Genomic DNA, 19,447 nt, shown 5'->3' with positions numbered 1-19,447 from the left:
TCCCGCCGGCGGCAGTCTAGGCGCGCGGACGGCGCGGGGACGCCGACACTGTGACATCTGGTGCCCGGTGGTGCTGACGGAGTGTCAGGCATGGACCGGGCTGGCCGGTGGAGACGCCATCAGCCGACAGGACAGACTTCGGTAGATATCTTCCCACCGGTGGGGTGCCGGCGCGCGCGGAACGCGAGTGGATCACTATGGTGTCCGCTCATGACCACTCCTTACCAGCAGCACCCGTACGGCGTCTCGGACAAGAGCAAGGTCGTCGCGGGCATCCTCCAGATCCTCCTCGGCGGCTTCGGCATCGGCCGGTTCTACATGGGCGACACCAAGACCGGCGTCATCCAGCTCGTGGTCACACTCGTGACCTGTGGCTTCGGCGCGATCTGGGGCCTCGTCGACGGCATCCTGATCCTGGTCAACGGCGGCGTCGACGGCCAGGGCCGCCCGCTGCGCGACTGAGCGGCGAACCGGAAAGGGGCCGTGCGGCGTCTGCCGCGCGGCCCCTTCGTCGTCAGTTCCGATCAGCGCGGCAGCGGCGCCTGCGGGCGACGCAGCTCGGTGAAGCCGGTCTCCCGGGCCCGGGCGGCGGCCAGCAGCCCGGCCACGCAGGCCGCGTTGGTGATCTCCCCGGCCAGGACCATCCGGACCGCCTCGTCGAGGTCGACCCGGACCACCTGGAGGTCGGCCTCCTCCTCGCGGCGGTCGTGCCGCTGTGCCGCCGGCACGTCGGCGAGGTCACGGGCCAGGAAGACGCGCACCACCTCGTCCGAGAAACCGGGCGAGCTGTGCAGGTCCACGAGCACGTCGACGCGCCCCGCGGTCAGGTCGGCCTCCTCGGCCAGCTCCCGCGCCGCCGCGGCGGCCAGATCCTCGCCGCTGACGTCCATCAGCCCGGCGGGCAGCTCCCACAGGTGCCGGCCGACCGGGTGCCGGTACTGGCGGATCAGCACCACCTGACCGGCGTCGTCGAGCGCCACCACCGCCACCGCGCCCACGTGCCGGACGTAGTCGCGGGCCGCGGTGCCGCCGCCGGGCATGGTCACGTCGTCGCTGACCACCGAGAAGATCCGGCCGGACCAGACGTCCCGGCGCGCGGTCACCTCGTACCGGTGCTCGACGCCGCTCACTTCGCCGCCGCCTTCGTGCCACCGTTGCGGCCGGCCTTCTTCGCCGCGGCGGCGTCCGCCGGGCCGTCCAGGTCGACCGGGAGCTGGTCGGACTCGGAGTACGCGACCGCGGCGTCCACGAACGCGGCGAACAGCGGGTGCGGGCGGGTCGGGCGGCTCTTCAGCTCCGGGTGCGCCTGGGTGGCCACGAAGAACGGGTGCAGTTCCCGGTCCAGCTCGACGAACTCGACCAGCCGGCCGTCCGGCGAGGTGCCGGAGATGGTCAGGCCCGCCTTGGTGAGCTGGTCGCGGTAGGCGTTGTTCACCTCGTACCGGTGCCGGTGCCGCTCGCTGACCTCGGTGCTGCCGTACGCCTGGGCGACGATCGACCCCTCGGCCAGCGTCGCCGGGTACGCCCCGAGCCGCATGGTGCCGCCCAGGTCGCCGCGGCCGGCCACGATGTCCTCCTGGTCGGCCATGGTGGCGATGACCGGGTGTACGGCCTCCTCGTCGAACTCCAGCGAGTTCGCCCCGTCCAGACCGGCCAGGTGGCGGGCCACCTCGATGGTCATGCACTGGAGGCCGAGGCAGAGGCCGAGCAGCGGAACACCGTTCTCCCGGGCGTACCGGGCGGTGCCCACCTTGCCCTCGATGCCACGCACCCCGAACCCGCCGGGGATCACGATGCCGTCCACGCCGGCCAGCGCGGCGGCGGCGCCGGCCGGGGTGACGCACTCGTCGCTCGGCACCCACTTGAGCTGCACCCGGGCGCGGTGGCCGAACCCGGCCGCCCGGATCGCCTCGCTCACCGACAGGTACGCGTCGGGCAGGTCGACGTACTTGCCGACGAGCGCCACGGTGATGGTGTGGCGCGGCTGGTGCACCCGCTCCAGCAGGTCGTCCCAGCGGGTCCAGTCGACGTCGCGGAACGACAGGCCGAGCCGGCGCACAACGTACGCGTCCAGGCCCTCGCGGTGCAGCACCTTCGGGATGTCGTAGATGCTCGGCGCGTCCGGGGCGGCGGTGACCGCCTCCCGGTCCACGTCGCAGTAGAGCGAGAGCTTCTCCTTGACCTTGTCCGGGATCTCCCGGTCGCAGCGCAGCACCAGCGCGTCGGGCTGGATGCCGATGCTGCGCAGTTGCGCCACCGAGTGCTGGGTCGGCTTGGTCTTCAGCTCGCCCGACGGCGCCAGGTAGGGCACCAGCGACACGTGCAGGTAGAAGCAGTTGTCCCGGCCCAGGTCGTGCCGGATCTGGCGGATCGACTCCAGGAACGGCAGCGACTCGATGTCGCCGACCGTGCCGCCGACCTCGGTGATCACCACGTCGGGGACCTGACCGTCGGCGTCCGGGTCGGCCATGCCGAGGATCCGGGCCTTGATCTCGTTGGTGATGTGCGGGATGACCTGGACCGTGTCGCCGAGGTATTCCCCGCGCCGTTCCTTGGCGATCACCGCCGAGTAGATCTGCCCGGTGGTGACGTTCGCCTTGCCGGAGAGGTCACGGTCGAGGAACCGCTCGTAGTGGCCGACGTCGAGGTCGGTCTCCGCCCCGTCCTCGGTGATGAACACCTCGCCGTGCTGGAACGGGTTCATCGTGCCGGGATCGACGTTCAGGTACGGGTCGAGCTTCTGCATCACCACGCGCAGCCCGCGCGCGGTCAGCAGGTTGCCGAGGCTGGAGGCGGTGAGGCCCTTGCCCAGCGAGGAGGCGACTCCCCCGGTGACGAAAATGTGCCTGGTCGTCCGTGCTGAAGGGGCCAAGGCCTGCTCCCGTGTCGTCCGTAGCGGTCGTGCGAACCGCCGTGCCGATCAGACAAGTGATCACGCGATCCACGGGATTCCACGGTAACACCATCCGGACCGTGAGCCGGCGTCGCACCCGCTGTCGGCGCACGTGGGGCCCCGTCGCCCGTGATCAACTCCGGTGTGCGGGGGTGGCTGCCCCCGGCGCCGTGGCCACCGCGGTCGCCCCCGGACCCGCCGGGCCCGCGCCACCCGGACCGGATCCGTCCGACGACGCCGCGCCGCCCTCTCCCCCAGGCCGGCCGCTGTCCGGCAGCGTGCGGTCGGTGGAGTGGTCGAGCACCCGCAGCGCGGCCAACGCCGCCATCGGCACCACCAGCGCGCCGGCCGCGCCGGCCACGTCCAGCGCGGAGCCGCCCAGCACGCCGCCGAGCCCGGCGGCCACCCCGGTGCCGGCCATCGCCGCCCGGATCGCCGGATAGATGCCGAACAGCCGCATCAGCCCGCCCCACGGCTGGAGCAGCGCCAGCCAGACCAGCGCGGCCCCGGCCAGGGCCAGCACGGTCAGCGGGCTGTTCACAAGCGTCTGGAAGTTCGAGGTGCTGGACCGGTGCACGGTCAGGCCGCCGGTGCCGTCCCCGAGCGCCGCCAGGAAACGACCCAGGCTGCCCCGCTCGGCCGCCGGCCGGCCCAGGTCGACGAGCGCGAAGCCGATGGTGACGGCCAGCCCGGCCATGGTGGCCCAGGCGAGGCGGCTGACGGTCAGCCAGCCACCGCCGCAGATCGCCGCGGCCACGCTCACCCCGGCGGTGAGGGCGATCGCGCCGATCGAGTCCGCGCCCAGGTAGGGGCTGCCCACGATCACCACCGCGGTGCCGGCCACGGCCACCATCACGGTCGGCCGCCAGGTACGGCGGACCCGCTGGGCCAGCCAGCCCCCGCAGAGCAGCGACCCGGCGACGAACACGCCCAGACCGACCGTGCCCAGGCCGGCGTACCGGCCGCCCTCCAGCGCGGAGTAACCCACCACGCCGTTGAGTTGCAGCCGGGAACCGGTCAGCACGTCCACGCCGACCACCAGCGTGGCCAGCCCGGCCACCGCGCCGAGCGGCCCGAGCGTGCGGTCGTGCCCGGGAGCGAACCGGACCAGCGCCGTGCCGCCGACGATGAGCAGGGCGGTCACCGAGGCGAACCACCAGCCCGCGTGGGTCCCGCGCCACCAGGGCACCGCGTCGGCCAGCAGCGCCGCCGGCACCGCCAACGCGGCGGCGACCAGCAGCAGCTCCACCACCGCGACCACCCGCCGGGACACCGGCTCCGGCCCGTGCGGCCCGGCGAGGCGGCGGGCCCGCCGCAGCAGCGGCAGCACCGCCACCGCGAGCGCCATCTGGGCGGCGGCGAGCAGCGTGAAGAACCAGCCGGCGACCCGGCGTTGGGCCGCCGCCTCCCGGTCGGCGTCGGCCGGCGCCGTGATCGCCTCCGGCAGGTCGTCCGGCCGGTCGTCGACGGTCACCGCGGGCCGGCCGAGGAACAACCGCTCCGGCATCGGGCGGCCGAGCGCGGCGAGCGCGGTCGGGGCCAGGTCGACCAGTTGCAGGTAGCCGGCCCGGGCGGTGCTCGGCGACGTCAGCCAGCCACCGTCCCAGCCGGGACCGTCCGCGACGGCGACGTGCAGCCGCGCCGGCGTGTCGGTGTCGGAGACGCCGGCCACCAGCACCAGCGAGCGCGGCGGCCGGGCGGCGAGCACCCGGGCGAGCCGGGCGTCGGCCTGGCGCGCCTGCGCGGCCCGGACGGCCGGGTCGTCGTCGTCGACCGTGCCCACGTCGACGATGCTCAGCACGCAGGAGCCGAGCAGCTCCGCCGGGTCGTCGGGCAGCGCCGGCTCGTACCTGTCGACGCGGCCGAACGGGCGGGCGGCGGCCACCGCCGCGCCCGGCCCGACCGCCACCGAACAGCGCACCGACTCGGCCAGCGCGCCCGGCACCGCGCCCCAGGCGAGCTTCTCCTGGTTGTGGGCGACGACGCCCGGCTGGTCGGGCAGGTTCGCGCCGATCCCGTCGGGCTGCTCGACGGTCACCCCGGTGGCCGGGCAGCCGCCGGGGCGGCTGCCGTTCCAGGCCGCGAAGTTGCCCGCGCCGAGCGTCAACCAGCCGTCCACCGGGCAGGTGGGGCGGTGCGCGGAACGCACCGAGAGGGAACCGATCGCGCCCTGCTCGGCCATCCGCCACAGCGTCGGCGTGTTCCGCGGATCCACGTCGTCCCAGCGCAGGCCCGCCGCGCCGACCAGCACCACGAAGTCGGCGCTGCGCCGGGGCCCGCCGTCGTCCGGTCGGGCGGCCAACGCGGTGATGCCCAGGGCCACCACCACCAAAGTCAGCAGCACCGGGGTCAGTCTGCGCAGCATCAGCGGTTCTCCGGGGAATGCTGCGGCGTCAGCTCGGCGTACAGGTCGGCGAGCGAGGCCACGGTGTCCGCCTCGGTGGGCCAGGTCGCGGCGCGGGCCGCGCCCCGGCGGCCCAGGTCGGCGCGGCGGGCCGCGTCGTCGAGCAGTTCCCGCACCGCCGCGTCGACCGCGTCCACGTCGCCGGCCGGGACCAGCACCGCCGCGTCGCCGACCAGCTCCGGCAGGCCACCGACCGCGGTCGCCACCAGCGGCACACCGGCACGCAGCGCCTCCTGCGCGAACAGTTGGCGGGCCTCCCAGTCGCTGGTGACCACCGCCAGGTCGGCGCCGGCCAGCAGGTCCGCCACGTCCGTGCGGTGCCCGAGCAGGGTCACCGGTGCCCGGGCGGCCGAGATCCGCGCCGCCAGCGGCAGGTAGGCGGGTCCGCTGCCGGCGATCACCACCACCGGGGCGGGGACCCGGGTCCGCCACCGGGCGGCGGCGTCGATCAGCACGTCGTACCGCTTCTGCGGGTGCAGCCGGCCCACCGACAGGATCAGCGGGCGGTCGGCGGTGACGCCGAACTCGGCCCGCACCGCGGCGCGACGGCGTCCCGGCGGGGGCAGCGTCGGCGCGGCGACCGGCGCCAGCCGGGCGTCGGCGGCGCCCAGCGCGGCGGCCCGCTCGACCAGGTCGGCGGAGGCGCCCAGCGCGACCCGTACGGAACGGGCGACGACGCGCTCCACCAGCCGGGACGCCGCGCCGCGCAACCCGCCGGCGAGCACCGCGTTGTGCCAGGTGACCACCAGCGGGACGGTGGGCCGGGCGAGCGCGGCCACCAGGCCGGCGCGCAGGCCGTGCGCGTGCACCACGTCGACGGGCGTCTCCGCCAGCGCCCGGCGCAGCGCGCCGACCGCGCGCGCGTCCCCGGGGGTGGGGCTGGCCGGGATCTCCACCGGCGTGAACCGGGCGCCCGTCTGAGTGAAGTCGAACTGCTGTTGGGTGGCGGCCGGTCCGCAGACCAGCACCGACGCGCCGGCCCCGGTCAGCCCGCGGGCGACCGAGCGGACGTGCTGCCCCACCCCGCCGGTGCTGGAGGCGAGCACCAGCGCGACCGACCCGGGCCAGCGCGGTGCCGGCGAGGCGTCCGTCATGAGGAAACGATCTCCTTTCCGTCGCCCCGCTCGCCGGGGTGCTGGTCCGCCGGCGGGTCGTCGGCCGGTCGCCGGCGACGCAGCCGGCGGGTCACGGCCGCGAGCAGCGGCCGCAGGTCGCGGGCGTCGGTCAGCCAGGCGACGGCGAGGAACAGGACGCCCACCACGACCCCGGACAGCATGCCCTGCGCGAGGGCCGCGAGCGTCGTCGGGGTCCCGTCCCCCAGCCGCTCCAGCCAGCGGGCGGTGGCCACCCCACCCGCGGCGGCGACCGCGGCGGCCAGCAGCCCGGCCACGCCGGCCCGGCCGATGCCGGCCAGCGCCTGCGGGCCGGCGGCGCGCCGTACGGCGGCGACCAGCAGCGCGCCGAGCAGCAGCATGCCGGCGGAAGTGGCAAGCGTCACCGCCGGCACCCGGTCGGCCAGCGGCAACGCCTGGCCGGCCAGGACCGCCAGGGCGGGCACACTCAGCCAGCCGAGCGCGGTGGCGACCGTGGCCGAGCGGGTCTCGCCGCGCGCGTAGAGCGCCCGGGTGAGCACCGCGAACAGGCCGTAGCCGAGCAGGCCGGGGGCGAAGCCGGCGATGCCGGCCGCGGCGGTCCGCGCGTCCACCGGGTCGGGGAAGAAGAAGTGCCCGACCGGGATCGCGGTGCCGGCGAGCGCGGCGGCGCCGAGCAGGCTGAACAGCACCACCCCGCGCGCGGCCGGGGCGAGGGTGTCCCGGTAGGCGCGTTCGTCGCCGCCGGCCCGGGCCGCCACCAGCGTCGGGTACGCGGCCACCGCGAGCGGCACCGCCAGCACCGACCAGGGCAGGAAGTAGACGGTCTGGGCCAGGTTGTAGACCCCGACGTCGGCGACCCGGCCGTAGGTGACCTGGTTGAGCGTGACGACCAGGGCGATCTGCTGGGCGGTCACGGTGACCACCCCGGCGGCCACCAGGCCACCGACCCGGGCCCGGGCGTCGACCGGGAAGCGGTAGCCCCAACGGGGTCGCAGCCGCAGGCGGCGCAGCGGGATCAGCAGGGACAGCGAGAGCACCACCACGCCGAGCGTGGTGCCGCCGGAGAGCAGCAGTTCCCCGCCGCGGCCCACCTCGCCGATGCCGGCCCGCCGCCCCTCGGCGGCGGTGAAGGCGAGGTAGACCGCGATGACGGTGACGCTGGACAGCAGCGGCGCGAGCACCGGCCAGGCGAACCGGCGGTGTGCCTGGAGCACCCCGGTGAGCACGATGCCGACGCCGTAGAGCGGCAACTGGGGCGCGAAGACCCGCAGCATCCGCGCCCCGGCCGCCTGCTGGACCGGGTCCAGGCCGTGCCCGAGCAGGCCGGTCAGCGGCTCGGCGAGCAGCGCCACCAGCACCGCCAGCGGGACCAGCAGGCTCAGCGTCCAGGTCAGCAGCGCCCCGGTGGTGGCGGCCACCGCCCGCCGGTCACCCGCGGCGACGGCGCCGGCCAGCAGCGGTACGACCAGACTGGCCAGCGCCCCACCGGCGACGATCTCGAAGATGACGTTCGGGACGTAGTTCGCCACCAGGTAGGCGCCACCGAGGTCGGTGGGGGCGAGCGTCCAGGTGAACACCGCGGTGCGACCGAAGCCGGCGAGCCGGCTGACCACGGTGAGCACGGCGATGAGGGCAGCCGCCCCGGCGACACGGCCGACGGCGGCGAGGGGTGCCGGTTTCGTCACGTCAGTCGGCGAGCCGGCCCAGCTCGTCGAGGTGCCGCAACCCCGGTGTCCGGTGGATCACCTGGGTGAAGCTGACCTTCTCGCTGGCGGCGGTGAGCGCGGCGAGCACGGCCAGCACCCCGGCCCGCCCGAGCGGCCCGGTACGCGCGGCGAGGCTCACGCCGAGCAGCGCGCCGAGCGCGTTGGCGCCGCTGTCGCCGACCATCACCCGCTCGCCCAGGTCGTCGCGCAGCAGGCCGGCGGCGGCGCCGAGCGCGCCGGCCGCGATGCCGCCGTGCGGGCCGGTGGACAGCGGCGCGCCGAGCAGCAGGCCGGACTTCAGCGCCCGGCCGGGGCGCAGGTCGAGCAGGTTGACCAGGTTGGCGGTGCCGGCCACCACGCCGGCGCCGAGCAGCACGTCGACCCCGCGGCCGAACGCGCCGGCCCGCTGGCGGCGCGGATGGGCGGCGACCCGCCGGTCGGCGGCGAGCAGCGCCGCGGCGCCGAGCCCGGCGGCGCCCACCCCGGCGACCTTGACCAGCCCGGCGGTGACCCGGCCCTCGCGCAGCGCGGCGAGGTGACCGGCGAAGCCCTTGGCGGCCTTCTGCTCCGGGCGCGCGCCGACCACGTCGTCGTAGAGCCCGACCGCGCCCGCGCCGACGCCGGCCAGCAGCGCGGCGGCGCCGGCCGGCGCGCTGCCGGCGCCGAGCGCGCCCGCGGTGGCGGCGCCCACGGCCAGGGCCGGGCCGGCGGCCAGGGTCACCGTGCGGCCCCGGTAGTTGGTGCGCTCCAGCGCCGGCGCGCTCGGTGACGTGCGCACCTCCCGAAGCGCGTAGCGGGCGGCCAGCACCCCCGCGCCCACGGTCAGCAGCCGACCCAGTCTCACGCGACCCCTCCGATCCGGATCTCCCACGCGGCGCGGCACGGACCGGACGGCCCGGGCGCGATCACTCGGGCAGTTTAGGCAGCCGGGAGGCGGCGTTGTCGCCCACGCCGTACTGGCCGGCCTTCTTCCCGGTGAGCTGCTCGGCCAGGGCGAGGCTGGTGACCAGCTGTCCCTGCACGGTGTTGGCGTTGTCGACGGTGGAGATGGTCTGCGACAGCACCGGGTCGCCACGGACCACGGCCACCAGGTTGCCGCCGGTCGAGCCCATGCCGGCGACCACGACCGCGCCGGCGCGGTCGAACTGCTCGGCGACCTTCACCACCGACTCGTCCTTCTTCGCCGAGTCCTTGTCCACGTACGGCTGGCCGGTGACCAGCACCACCGCCTCGGCGGGGCCGGTGATCCGGTCCTCCGGGGTGAGGTAGCCGGCCTCCGCGTACTTCTGGAGCACGCTGCGCCGGTCGGCCTCGCCGACCGTCGGACTGCCCGCCGGGCGCTCCAGCAGGACGTTGGCCAGCAACGCGCTGGAGGTCTCCACGCCGTGCCCGTTGCCGGGCAGGTTGGCGGTGGGGGCGCTGTTCGGGCGGGCGGCGGTGACGGCCAGCTCCAGCAGGTTGTTGTTGCTGTCCGGGTTGACGAACTTGTCCTGCACGGTGACCCGGCCGGTGACGTCCGCGCCGGCGCTGCGGAGCATCTTCACCACGCCCTCGGTCTGGTCCCGGCCGCTGGGCAGCGTCAGCACCACCACCCGCCGGCCGGCCAGCTTGCCGGTCAGGACCAGCGGGGCCATCTCGCCGACGAAGTCCTCCTCGGTCTCCAGCTGCTTCTGCATGTCGTTGACCGACTGACGCATCAGCGAGTTGTCCTTGCGCAGGCCGTTGACGTTCTCCCGGAGCGAGTCGGCCACCGGGCCGTTGAGGGCGGCTGTGCCGACCACCAGGCCGATCGCCAGCGCGAGGAAGACCGCGGTCAGGGACACCACGTGGTAGCGGAAGTTGATCACGCTTGCAGCCTCTTGATCGTCGGGGGAGCTAGAAGAGCTGGCCGAGCTGGAACACGAAATTGTCCCACCATTCGGAGACCACGCCCAAATACGCCTTCCCGACGGTGGAGACGGCCACCGCGGAGGCCATCGCGGCGACCGCGGAGAGGACCAGCAGCAGCAGCGAGGATCCGGAGATGCTCTGCCGGTAGAGCCGGCTGACGCCCTTGGCGTCGACCAGCTTGCCGCCCACCTTCAGCCGGGTGAGGAACGTCGACGCCATGCCGCCGCGGCCCTTGTCGAGGAACTCCACCAGGGTGGCGTGGGTGCCGACGGCCACCAGCAGCGAGGCGCCCTTCTCGTCGGCCAGCAGCATGGCCAGGTCCTCGCTGGTGGCCGCCGCCGGGAACGTGATCGCGGGCACGCCCAGGCCGTTGACCCGGGCCAGCCCGGGGGCCCGCCCGTCCGGGTAGGCGTGCACGATCACCTCGGCGCCGCAGCGCAGCACGTCGTCGGTGACCGAGTCCATGTCGCCGATGATCATGTCGGGGGTGTAGCCGGCCTCGACCAGCGCGTCGGCCCCGCCGTCCACGCCGATCAGCACCGGCTTGAACTCGCGGATGTAGGGCCGCAGCACGTCCAGGTCGGCCTTGTAGTCGTAGCCCCGGACCACGATCAGGCAGTGCCGGCCCTGCATCTGGGTCTGGATCTCCGGCACACCGACGCCGTCGAGCAGCAGGTCGCGTTCCTGCCGGAGGTAGTCCATCGTGTTGGCGGCGAACGCCTCCAACTGCACCGACAGGCCCTCCCGGGCGTCGGCCATCGACTTGCCGACCGTCTCCGCGTCCTGGAGCGCGCCGTGCGCGACCGGCTCCGTGCCCACGAAGACGGTGTTGCCCTCGATGCGCACCAGATCGCCCTCGCGAACCTGCTCGAAGACGCCCTCGCCGAGATCGTCCAGGAGCGGGATGCCGGCCGAGACCAGCACCTCGGGGCCGAGGTTGGGATAGCGCCCGGACACCGACGGCTTGGCGTTCAGCACCGCGGCCACGCCGACCGCGACGAGCGAGTCGGCCGCCACCCGGTCCAGGTCGACGTGGTCGATGACCGCGATGTCACCCGGACGCAGGCGGCCGACCAGCCGTTTCGTCCGGCGGTCGAGGCGCGCGGTGCCGAGGATCGAGCCCGGTTCCGCGTTCCGGGTCCGGCGCAGTGTGGGTAGACGCATCGTGACCATCCTGGCATGTGGGGCAGGTTCTGCTGTCGCGACATGCCTGAGCAGGGCCGCCTACCCAGGGAAGCACACCGGGACGCGCCCCGGTGTGCTTGCGCTCACAATCGGGGTATCACGGACGCCGTTCCTTGGCCGCCACGGCCAGGAGTTCCTCGGCGTGGGCGATACCCAGATCGGAGTCCGGCAAACCGGCGAGCATCCGGGCCAGCTCCCGGGCCCGCTCGGTGTCCTCCACCACGCGGACGCCGCTGGTGGTCACCGCGCCCCCGGTGTCCTTCGCCACCACCAGGTGCCGGTCCGCGAACGCGGCCACCTGGGGCAGGTGGGTCACCACGAGCACCTGGTGGCTGCGCGCCAACCGGGCCAGCCGCCGGCCGATCTCCACCGCGGCCTGCCCGCCGACACCGGCGTCGACCTCGTCGAAGACCAGCGTGGGCGGACCGCCGGAACCGGCGAAGACCACCTCGATGGCGAGCATCACCCGGGACAGCTCACCGCCGGAGGCGCCCCGCTGCAACGGCAACGACGGCGCGCCGGGATGCGCCAACAGCCGCAGCTCGACCTCGTCGGCGCCGTCTGCGCCGACGCCCGCCTCGACGCCGTTGACCGGCAGGCTCGGCTCGGACCGCCCGGCCGCCCGCGGCAGCACCGCCACCTCGATCCGGGCGTGCGGCATGGCCAGCCCGGCCAGCTCGACGGTGACCTGCTCGGCGAAGCGACCGGCGGCCTCCTGCCGGGAGGCGGAGACCCGACCGGCGAGGTCGGCCACCTCACCGGCGAGGCGGGCCGCCTCCCGGTCCAGTTCGTCCAGCAGCTCGTCGGAGGTGTCCAGTTCGGACAGCCGGACGCGGGCCCGCTCGGCCCAGGCCACCACGCCGTCCACGTCGTCGGCGTACTTGCGGGTGAGCCCGCGCAGCGCGGCCCGTCGCTCGTAGATCGTCTCGAGCCGGGCCGGATCGGCGTCCAGCGCGGTCAGGTAGGTGGACAGCTCGGCGGCCACGTCGGTGACCAGCGTGGCGACCTCCTCCAGCCGGGCCGCCAGCTCACCGAGCGCCGGGTCGGTGCCGGCCTGCGCCTCCAGCGTGCGGCGGGCGGTGCCGAGCAGCACGGCCACGTCGGGCGTGTCGTCGGTCGCCTCCACACCGCCGGCCACGCACTGCTGCGCCACCTGCGCCGCGGTGCGCAGCCCCTCGGCGTGCTCCAGCCGCTGCGCCTCCGCCTTCAGCTCGTCGTCCTCCCCCGGCTGCGGGTCGACCCGGGTGATCTCGTCGAGGCCGAGCCGGAGCAGGTCGGCCTCCTGGTTGCGCTCCCGGGCGTTGCGCCGCCGGTCGGCTAGGTCGTCGACCACCGCCCGCCACCGCGCGTACGTCTCGCGCAGCGCGTCCAGCAGCTTCTCGTGCTCGGCGCCGGCGAACCGGTCGAGCGCGGCGCGCTGCTCGGCCGGACGCAGCAGGCGCAGCTGGTCGGACTGGCCGTGCACCGCCAGCGCCTGCTCGCCGACCTCGCCGAGCGTCGCCACCGGCATGCTGCGCCCGCCCAGGTGGGCCCGCGAGCGCCCCTCGATCGTGACGGTGCGGCTGAGCAGCAGTGAGCCGTCCTCGTCGGGCTCGCCGCCGGCGTCGATGATGCGGGCGTGCACCGCCTCGGCCACCCGGCCGCGCAGCCGCAACCGCCCCTCCACCACCGCGCGGCCCGGCTGCGCCCGCACCCGACCGGCGTCGGCCCGGCCGCCGAAGAGCAGGCCGAGGCCGGTCACCACCATGGTCTTGCCGGCACCGGTCTCGCCGGTGATGACGTTCATCCCCCCGGCCAGCGGCAGCGTGGTGTCCTCGATGACGCCTAGTCCGGTGATGCGCAGCTCTTCCAGCACAGCACCCGACAGTAGCCCCGCCGGGTGACAGTTGACCAGCCGGCACGGTGACCGGCGACGGTCGCTCTGCGCTTTCCCGGAACGAGTGGCTGTCCGGCGCCGGATAGCCACTCGTTCCGGGAAACAGCGCGCTCGGCAATGGGGGGTGGGTGTGGAGTCGGGGCGCCGGGCGTCGGCCAGCTCGTGCGCCGCCGCTTCCTCCGGCGGCGGCTCAACGACCTGTCGGCCCGACCGGGGTCGACACCCGACCGGGCCGGACGTGCCGGTCCGCCCGCCGCGGCCGGCCACGGCGCTCCGGCACCCCGACCGTCGCGGCTCCGACCACCCCCTGGCCGAACCCGCGACCCGTCGGGCCACGCCACCTCCGAGTCGGCGGGCCTCACCGCCGCGCCCGGACTCACCTCGACGCGGCCCGTCCCGCCCACCGTAACGCGCCGCGGCCCACCGGGCACCGAAGCTGAGCCGTCGATCAGCGGCGGTTGCCGCGCCAGCCCTGCACGGGCAGGTCGAACTTGGCCACCAGCCGATCGGTGAACGGGCGGTCCCGCAAACGCACGATGCGCACCGGCAACGCGCCCCGACGCACCGTGACCCGGGCGCCGGGTGGCAGGTCGTAGACCCGCCGGCCGTCGCAGCAGAGCACCGCGAGCGTGGTGAACGGATCGACGGTGATGACGAACGTGGAGGTCGGCGCCGTGACCAGTGGGCGGCTGAACAACGCGTGCGCGCTGATCGGCACCAGCAACAGCGCCTCCACCTCGGGCCAGACCACCGGCCCGCCGCCGGAGAACGCGTACGCGGTGGAGCCGGTCGGGGTCGCGCAGACCACGCCGTCGCACCCGTACCGGGACAGCGGCCGACCGTCGACGTCGACGAGCAGCTCCAGCATCTGGGCCCGCTCGCCCTTCTCCACGCTGATCTCGTTGAGCGCCCACGACTCGATGGTCGGCCCGCCGTCGAACTCGGCGGTCACGTCGAGGGTCAACCGCTCGTCCACCGTGTAGTTACGCGCGACCACGTCCCGCACCGCGGCGTCCAGGTCGTTCATCTCCGCCTCGGCCAGGAAGCCGACCTTGCCGAGGTTGATGCCGAGCAGCGGCGCCTTGGCCGGACGGGCCAACTCGGCGGCGCGCAGGAACGTGCCGTCCCCGCCCAGCGCGAACACGATCTCCGCGCCCTCGGCCGCCTCCGGACCGGTCACCGGCACCACGCCCGGCAGGTCGAGGTCGTCGGCCTCCTCGGCCACCACCCGGACCTCGAACCCGTTCGCGATCAGGTCGGCGGCGACCGCCCGGGCGTGCTCGGTGCTGCGTCGACGGCCGGTGTGCGTCACCAGCAGCGCGGTGCGACTCACCCGGACACCTCCTCGGTCGTGGCCGCCGTCGCGGCGGCTCCCTGCGGACCCGCGGCCACCACCGCGCGTACCCGGTCGGGGTCGGCGGCGGGCGCGTCCCGGCGCAACCATACGAAGAACTCGACGTTGCCGCTCGGCCCGGGCAGCGGGCTGGCCGCCACGTCGGCCAGGCCGAGATTGAGTCGCGCGGCGGCGGCGGCCACGTCGAGCACCGCCTCGGCGCGCAGCGCCGGGTCCCGCACCACACCGCCGGCGCCCACCCGCTCCTTGCCCACCTCGAACTGCGGCTTGACCATCAGCGCCAGGTCGCCGTCGGGCCCGGTGCAGCCGGCCAGCGCCGGCAGCACCAGACGCAGCGAGATGAACGACAGGTCGGCCACCGTCAGGTCGACCGGACCGCCGATCGTCTCCGGCGTGAGGGTACGCACATTGGTGCGCTCGAGGACCCGGACCCGCTCGTCGGTGCGCAGCGGCCAGGCGAGCTGCCCGTAGCCGACGTCCACGGCCACCACCTCGGCCGCGCCGGCGCGCAGCAGCACGTCGGTGAAGCCGCCGGTGGAGGCGCCCGCGTCCAGGCAGCGCCGGCCGGTCACCACCAGCCCGCCCGGCGCGAACGCGGCCAGCGCGCCGGCCAGCTTGTGGCCGCCCCGGGAGACGTACTCCTCGGCCGGGTCCTCGCCGGTGACAAGCAGCGGATCGGCCGGGTCGACCATGGCGGCGGGCTTGCGGGCCGGCACCCCGCGCAACTGGACGCGACCGGCCTCCACCAGCGCGGCGGCCTGCTCCCGGGAGCGGGCCAGACCGCGGCGGACGAGTTCGGCGTCCAGTCGGGTACGACGAGCCATCGGTGTCCGTTCTCCGCCTCTGCTCAGGCCTGGTCGATGCCGGCCAGGGTCTCGCGCAGCGTCTCGTACGCCGCCTCGTACTGGGCGATCTGGTCCGCCGGGGCGAGCGCCTCCGCGTTCGCCATGCCGCGCACCGCGGCGTCCACCGCCGGGTGCCGCGCCTCGCCGACCTCCTCGACCGGCGCGGAGCGTACCCCCGGGGGCGGACCGGGCCGTGGACCCGGCGGCGGACCGGGCCGGAACGGCGCGCTCACGAGCCGTCCGCCCGACGGCCGGTGGCCTTCCGCGCCGGCCGGGCGGACGCGGCCGGCGACTCGTCGGCCGGTGTGCGCGCCACCGTGGCCGCGGGCTTGCGCGCGACCGCCTTCCTGGCCACCGCCTTCTTCGCGACCGCCTTGTTCGCCGTGGTCCCGCCCGGCCCGGCCGCGGCAGGCGTGGCCGCAGTCGGCGTGGCCGCGGCCGGCTCGGTCCCGCTCGACGCCGAAGCGGTCGGCTCTGATGCGGTCGAGTCTGGTGCGGGCGAAGCCGATGCGGACGTGGTCGTCGGCTCGACGGGCGTGCGCGCCTCGCGCAACTGCCGTTCCAGGTCGTGCACGCGCCGGGTCAGCTCGGCGACCTCGTCGGCGGTGGCCAGCCCGACCGCGCCCAGCGCCCGGTCGACCTCGAAGCGGACCAGTTTGGTCAGCGCCTCCCGGTTCGCCAGGCCGGTGGCGACCAGTTCCTCGGCCAGCGACTGGAGCTGACCGGCCGTCGCGCCGCCCTGACCGACGACGCGCATCACCGCGTCCTGCGCCTTCTTCCGGGGCGCCTCCGTCAGGCCCATGGCCAGCGAGAGGTAGGCGCGCCACGCGTCCTGCATGCCTGAGTCCTTCCACGGGGCGAGGTGTGCAGGTGCCACGCTACCGGGCACCGGGGACGAACCATTGCGGTACGGTGCCGGGGAACGGCATGGCTCATGGTGAGGAGACGATGTGGCCAGCGTGGACGAATGCCGCCAGGCGTTGCAGGACCTGGCCGACCGGCTGGACCGGCACGCCGAGGCGCAGGGCAGGATCGATCTCGACCGCACCCTGGCCTGCCGGATCACCGACCTCGGCACCGCGTTCCACGGTCGGCTGGAAGGCGGCCGGCTGGTCGGGCTGACCGACGGCGACGACCCGAAGGCCAAGATCGCGCTGAGCATCGCCGGCGACGACCTGATCGCCCTGGTGCACGGCAAGCTCGACATCATGTCGGCGGTGGCGTCCCGCCGGGTCTCCGTCAAGGCGAACCCGTTCGACCTGATGAAACTCCGCAAACTGCTCTGACCGACGCCGTCGCCGGGCGCTCGCCCGCAGCGGGGCCCCGGTCGCCCGGCTCAGCCGTCGACGCGGTCGAGCCCGAACGCGGCGAGCGCCTCCGCCGCCGCCGGGGACGCGGCCCGCACCCGCGGGTCGGCCGCCGTCGCCCAGGCCACCGCGCAGAGCGCCGCGAGCGCGTCCAACGGCCGTCCCGCGCCGTCGAGAACCAGCTCCCCGTCGGTCGCCGTCACCGACCAGCCGCCGGTCCCGGGTCGGCCGGGCACCGCCACCACGGCCGCCGCGTCGAAGAGCCCCGCCAGGTCGAAGGAGACGTACGCCGGCCGGCGCGACTCGGGCGCCGCCAGCAACTCGGCCGCGTCGCTCACCCCGGTCAGCACCAGCAGGCTGTCCAGCCCGGCCCGGCGGGCCCCCTCGATGTCGGTGTCCAGCCGGTCGCCCACCACGAGCGTGCGCCCGGATCCGGCGCGGCGCGCGGCGGTGGCGAACAGCGCCGGTTCCGGCTTTCCCACCACCACGTCGGGATCCCGGCCCAGCGCGGTACGCAGCACCGCCACCAGGGAGCCGTTCCCGGGCAACGGCCCACGCGGGCTGGGCAGCGTGCGGTCGGTGTTCGTGGCGTACCAGGGCGCGCCCGCCCGCACCGCCAGGGACGCCTCGGCCAGCTCGGACCAACCGACCTGCGGACCGTAGCCCTGGGCCACGGCGGCCGGCTCCTCGTCGACCGTCGACACCGGCCGCAGGCCCACCGCACGCAGTTCCGCCCGTAGCGCCTCCGCGCCGACCACCAGCACCGGCGCGCCGGCCGGCAACCGGTCCCGGAGCAGCTCGGCGGTGGCGGCCGCGGAGGTCAGCACCTCCACCGGCTCGGCCGGCACACCCATGCCGGTGAGCAGGTCGGCCACCTCGCTGGACCGGCGCGAGGCGTTGTTCGTCGCGTACGCGACCGCCCGCCCCTCGGCCCGCAGCCGGCCGACCGCCTCGACTGCCCCGGGAATGGGCCGGTCGATCAGGTAGATGACCCCGTCCAGGTCGAAGACCACCAGGGCGTACCCGTCGACCAGCCGCCCGTCCGCCCCGGCGCGGTCGGCACGAGCCGGCTCCACCCCGGCACCGGTGTCGGTGTCCCCGGCGTGCCCGCTCACCGGCGCTCCGCCGCCTCGTCCCCGCCCGGCGCGTGCCCGCCGGCCGTCGGCCGGTTCTCCGCCTGGTCGGCGGGGGCGTCGTCGGTGGCGGCGAGCGAGCCGGCCTCGTCGTCGGTCAGCTCGTCGTCGTTCAGGTCGGCGGCGTCGCGGTCCCGGTACCCGGCCCGAGCCGCGTCGCCCGCACCGGACGTGTCGGCGCGGTCGCCGTTCGGGCCGGCGTCCTCGTCGAGGTCGTCGTCCTCGTCACCGTCCCGGTCGAGGTCGTCGTCTTCGTCGTCGTCCTCTTCGTCCTCGTCGAGGACGTCGCCGTCTTCGTCGTCCTCGTCGAGGACGTCCTCATCGTCTTCGTCTTCGTCCTCGTCGAGGTCGTCCTCGTCGTCGGAGTCGCCGTGCGTGGCCGAGGAGTCGGCGCCGGTCGGACCGTCGTCCGACTCGTCGTCCTCGTCGTCGCCCTCGATGACCACGCCGTCGAGCTCCAGCAGCCGCTCGGCGGCGTCGGTCTCACCGTCGGAGTCGATGTCGGAGGCGCGGGAGAACCACTCGCGCGCCTCCTCGCGCCGACCCACCGCGAGCAGCGCGTCCGCGTACGCGTAGCGCAGCCGGGCCGCCCACGGCTCGGCCGACTCGGCGGTCAGCTCGCGGACCTGGAGCATCGCCACGGCCGCGTCCTTCTGGCCCAGGTCGCCACGCGCGCCGGCGGCCACGATCAGCAGCTCGATGGCGACGGCCTGGTCGAGCTTGGCCTGATCCGCCCCACGGAACAGGTCGATCGCCCGCTCCGGCCGGCCCAGCGCCCGCTCACAGTCGGCCAGCACCGCGAGGTGGCTCTGCAGGCCGGTCATCCGGTGGTACGTCCGCAGCTCGGCGATGGCCGTCTGCCACTCCCCCGAGTGGTACGCGGCCAGCCCGACCGCCTCACGCACCGCGGCGATCCGCGAGGCCAGCCGTCGGGCCGCCATCGCGTGCGCCAGCGCCAGCGTCGGGTCCTCGTCGATCAGCAGGCCGGTCGCGACCAGGTGCCGGGCGACGGTCTCCGCCACCGGCTTGGCGAGCGAGAGAAGCTCCGCCCGTACGGTCGAGTCGAGGTCGCTCGCGACCACGTCGTCCGGCAGCTCCGGCGCCTCTCCGGTACGTCCCTCGCCCCGCTCGTCCTGACGCTCGCGCTGCGGGCCGAAGCTGCCCGGCCGACGGTCGTCCCGGTCCGGCCGGTCGCCGTAGCCACGGCGCTCCCCGTCCCGCTCGGTACGCCCACCGCGGTAACCGCCCTCACGGCGGTCACCCCCACGGTCGTCACGGCGGAAGCCACCCTCGCGACGCTCGCCACCGCCGAAGCCGCCGGCACGGTCGTCGCGGCGGAAGCCACCCTCACGACGCTCGCCGCTCGGCGCACCACCGGAACGGTCGTCTCGACGGAAACCGCCCTCACGGCGGTCCCCGCCCCGGAAACCACCGTCACGGTCCCCACCTCGGAAACCACCGGAGCGCTCGCCGCCCCGGAAACCACCCTCACGGTCACCACCACGGAAGCCACCCTCGCCACGGTCCCCACCGCGGAAACCGCTCTCGCGGCGGTCGCCACCGGAGGTACCGCCGGCACGATCGTCACGGCGGAAGCCGCCCTCACGACGCTCGCCGCCCCGGAAACCACCCTCACGGTCACCACCACGGAAGCCACCCTCGCGACGGTCCCCACCGCGGAAACCGCTCTCGCGGCGGTCGCCACCGGAGGTACCGCCGGCACGATCGTCACGGCGGAAGCCGCCCTCACGACGCTCGCC

General features: G+C 75.2%; 17 protein-coding genes and 1 pseudogene. 3 read left to right on the top strand and 15 right to left on the bottom strand.

Features of this window, described 5'->3' with window-relative positions:
- Positions 1-90: 90 nt before the first annotated feature.
- Complete coding sequence (locus tag AB0B02_RS28845; RefSeq protein ID WP_357305552.1) at positions 91-462, top strand: TM2 domain-containing protein; 372 nt, start codon at positions 91-93, stop codon at positions 460-462.
- A gap of 62 nt (positions 463-524) precedes the next feature.
- On the opposite strand, the gene AB0B02_RS28840 is transcribed toward AB0B02_RS28845, so the two are convergent.
- The 13 genes from AB0B02_RS28840 to AB0B02_RS28780 all read right to left on the bottom strand — a co-directional run bounded on the left by AB0B02_RS28840 (position 525) and on the right by AB0B02_RS28780 (position 16,085).
- Positions 525-1,130 (bottom strand): NUDIX hydrolase, encoded by a 606-nt coding sequence (locus tag AB0B02_RS28840; RefSeq protein WP_357305550.1) that lies wholly within the window; start codon positions 1,128-1,130, stop codon positions 525-527.
- Complete coding sequence (locus AB0B02_RS28835; RefSeq protein ID WP_357305547.1) at positions 1,127-2,872, bottom strand: CTP synthase; 1,746 nt, start codon at positions 2,870-2,872, stop codon at positions 1,127-1,129. Before AB0B02_RS28835 ends, AB0B02_RS28840 begins: the two co-directional genes overlap by 4 nt.
- 154 nt (positions 2,873-3,026) lie before the next feature.
- Positions 3,027-5,258 carry a hypothetical protein gene (locus AB0B02_RS28830; protein ID WP_357305544.1) on the bottom strand — a complete coding sequence of 744 codons (2,232 nt, stop codon included), beginning with the start codon at positions 5,256-5,258 and terminating at the stop codon, positions 3,027-3,029.
- Positions 5,258-6,391 carry a glycosyltransferase family 4 protein gene (locus tag AB0B02_RS28825; protein WP_357305541.1) on the bottom strand — a complete coding sequence of 378 codons (1,134 nt, stop codon included), beginning with the start codon at positions 6,389-6,391 and terminating at the stop codon, positions 5,258-5,260. The genes AB0B02_RS28830 and AB0B02_RS28825 overlap by 1 nt, the downstream gene beginning before the upstream one ends.
- A complete protein-coding gene (locus AB0B02_RS28820; RefSeq protein ID WP_357305538.1) occupies positions 6,388-8,076 on the bottom strand; it encodes a lipid II flippase MurJ in 1,689 nt (562 codons plus the stop codon). Before AB0B02_RS28820 ends, AB0B02_RS28825 begins: the two co-directional genes overlap by 4 nt.
- Before the next feature lies 1 nt (position 8,077).
- Entirely contained in the window at positions 8,078-8,941 is an 864-nt protein-coding gene (locus AB0B02_RS28815) for a hypothetical protein (RefSeq protein WP_357305535.1), read from the bottom strand.
- A gap of 61 nt (positions 8,942-9,002) precedes the next feature.
- Complete coding sequence (locus tag AB0B02_RS28810) at positions 9,003-9,944, bottom strand: copper transporter (protein WP_357305532.1); 942 nt, start codon at positions 9,942-9,944, stop codon at positions 9,003-9,005.
- Positions 9,945-9,972: 28 nt separating this feature from the next.
- The gene (gene steA / locus AB0B02_RS28805) at positions 9,973-11,151 is read right to left on the bottom strand and encodes a putative cytokinetic ring protein SteA (protein WP_107160788.1); all 1,179 of its coding nucleotides are present in this window, start codon (positions 11,149-11,151) and stop codon (positions 9,973-9,975) included.
- 118 nt (positions 11,152-11,269) lie between these two features.
- The gene (recN, locus tag AB0B02_RS28800) at positions 11,270-13,027 is read right to left on the bottom strand and encodes a DNA repair protein RecN (RefSeq protein WP_281939836.1); all 1,758 of its coding nucleotides are present in this window, start codon (positions 13,025-13,027) and stop codon (positions 11,270-11,272) included.
- A gap of 469 nt (positions 13,028-13,496) precedes the next feature.
- A complete protein-coding gene (locus tag AB0B02_RS28795) occupies positions 13,497-14,381 on the bottom strand; it encodes an NAD kinase (RefSeq protein WP_281939834.1) in 885 nt (294 codons plus the stop codon).
- Positions 14,378-15,226, bottom strand: a complete 849-nt coding sequence (locus AB0B02_RS28790; RefSeq protein ID WP_357305527.1) for a TlyA family RNA methyltransferase — start codon at positions 15,224-15,226, stop codon at positions 14,378-14,380. The genes AB0B02_RS28795 and AB0B02_RS28790 overlap by 4 nt, the downstream gene beginning before the upstream one ends.
- A gap of 23 nt (positions 15,227-15,249) precedes the next feature.
- Positions 15,250-15,480, bottom strand: a complete 231-nt coding sequence (locus AB0B02_RS28785) for a hypothetical protein (RefSeq protein WP_107160780.1) — start codon at positions 15,478-15,480, stop codon at positions 15,250-15,252.
- Complete coding sequence (locus AB0B02_RS28780; RefSeq protein ID WP_357305524.1) at positions 15,477-16,085, bottom strand: hypothetical protein; 609 nt, start codon at positions 16,083-16,085, stop codon at positions 15,477-15,479. Before AB0B02_RS28780 ends, AB0B02_RS28785 begins: the two co-directional genes overlap by 4 nt.
- A 112-nt stretch (positions 16,086-16,197) precedes the next feature.
- Between AB0B02_RS28780 and AB0B02_RS28775 the strand changes: the two genes are divergently transcribed.
- Positions 16,198-16,533 carry an SCP2 sterol-binding domain-containing protein gene (locus tag AB0B02_RS28775; RefSeq protein WP_281939827.1) on the top strand — a complete coding sequence of 112 codons (336 nt, stop codon included), beginning with the start codon at positions 16,198-16,200 and terminating at the stop codon, positions 16,531-16,533.
- 50 nt (positions 16,534-16,583) lie between these two features.
- On the opposite strand, the gene AB0B02_RS28770 is transcribed toward AB0B02_RS28775, so the two are convergent.
- A complete protein-coding gene (locus AB0B02_RS28770; protein ID WP_357305663.1) occupies positions 16,584-17,630 on the bottom strand; it encodes an HAD-IIA family hydrolase in 1,047 nt (348 codons plus the stop codon).
- A 35-nt stretch (positions 17,631-17,665) separates the two neighbouring features.
- Entirely contained in the window at positions 17,666-18,628 is a 963-nt protein-coding gene (locus AB0B02_RS28765) for a Replicase polyprotein 1ab (protein ID WP_357305660.1), read from the bottom strand.
- 57 nt (positions 18,629-18,685) lie between these two features.
- On the opposite strand from AB0B02_RS28765, the pseudogene AB0B02_RS28760 reads away from it, so the two are divergent.
- Positions 18,686-19,447, top strand: a pseudogene (locus tag AB0B02_RS28760) (hypothetical protein); the annotation flags it as partial.

This window comes from Micromonospora sp. NPDC049240 (assembly GCF_040647835.1).
In the GTDB taxonomy this organism is placed as follows: domain Bacteria; phylum Actinomycetota; class Actinomycetes; order Mycobacteriales; family Micromonosporaceae; genus Micromonospora.
Note: the sequence above shows the minus strand (reverse complement) of the source record. Positions and strands in the feature narration are given on the sequence as shown.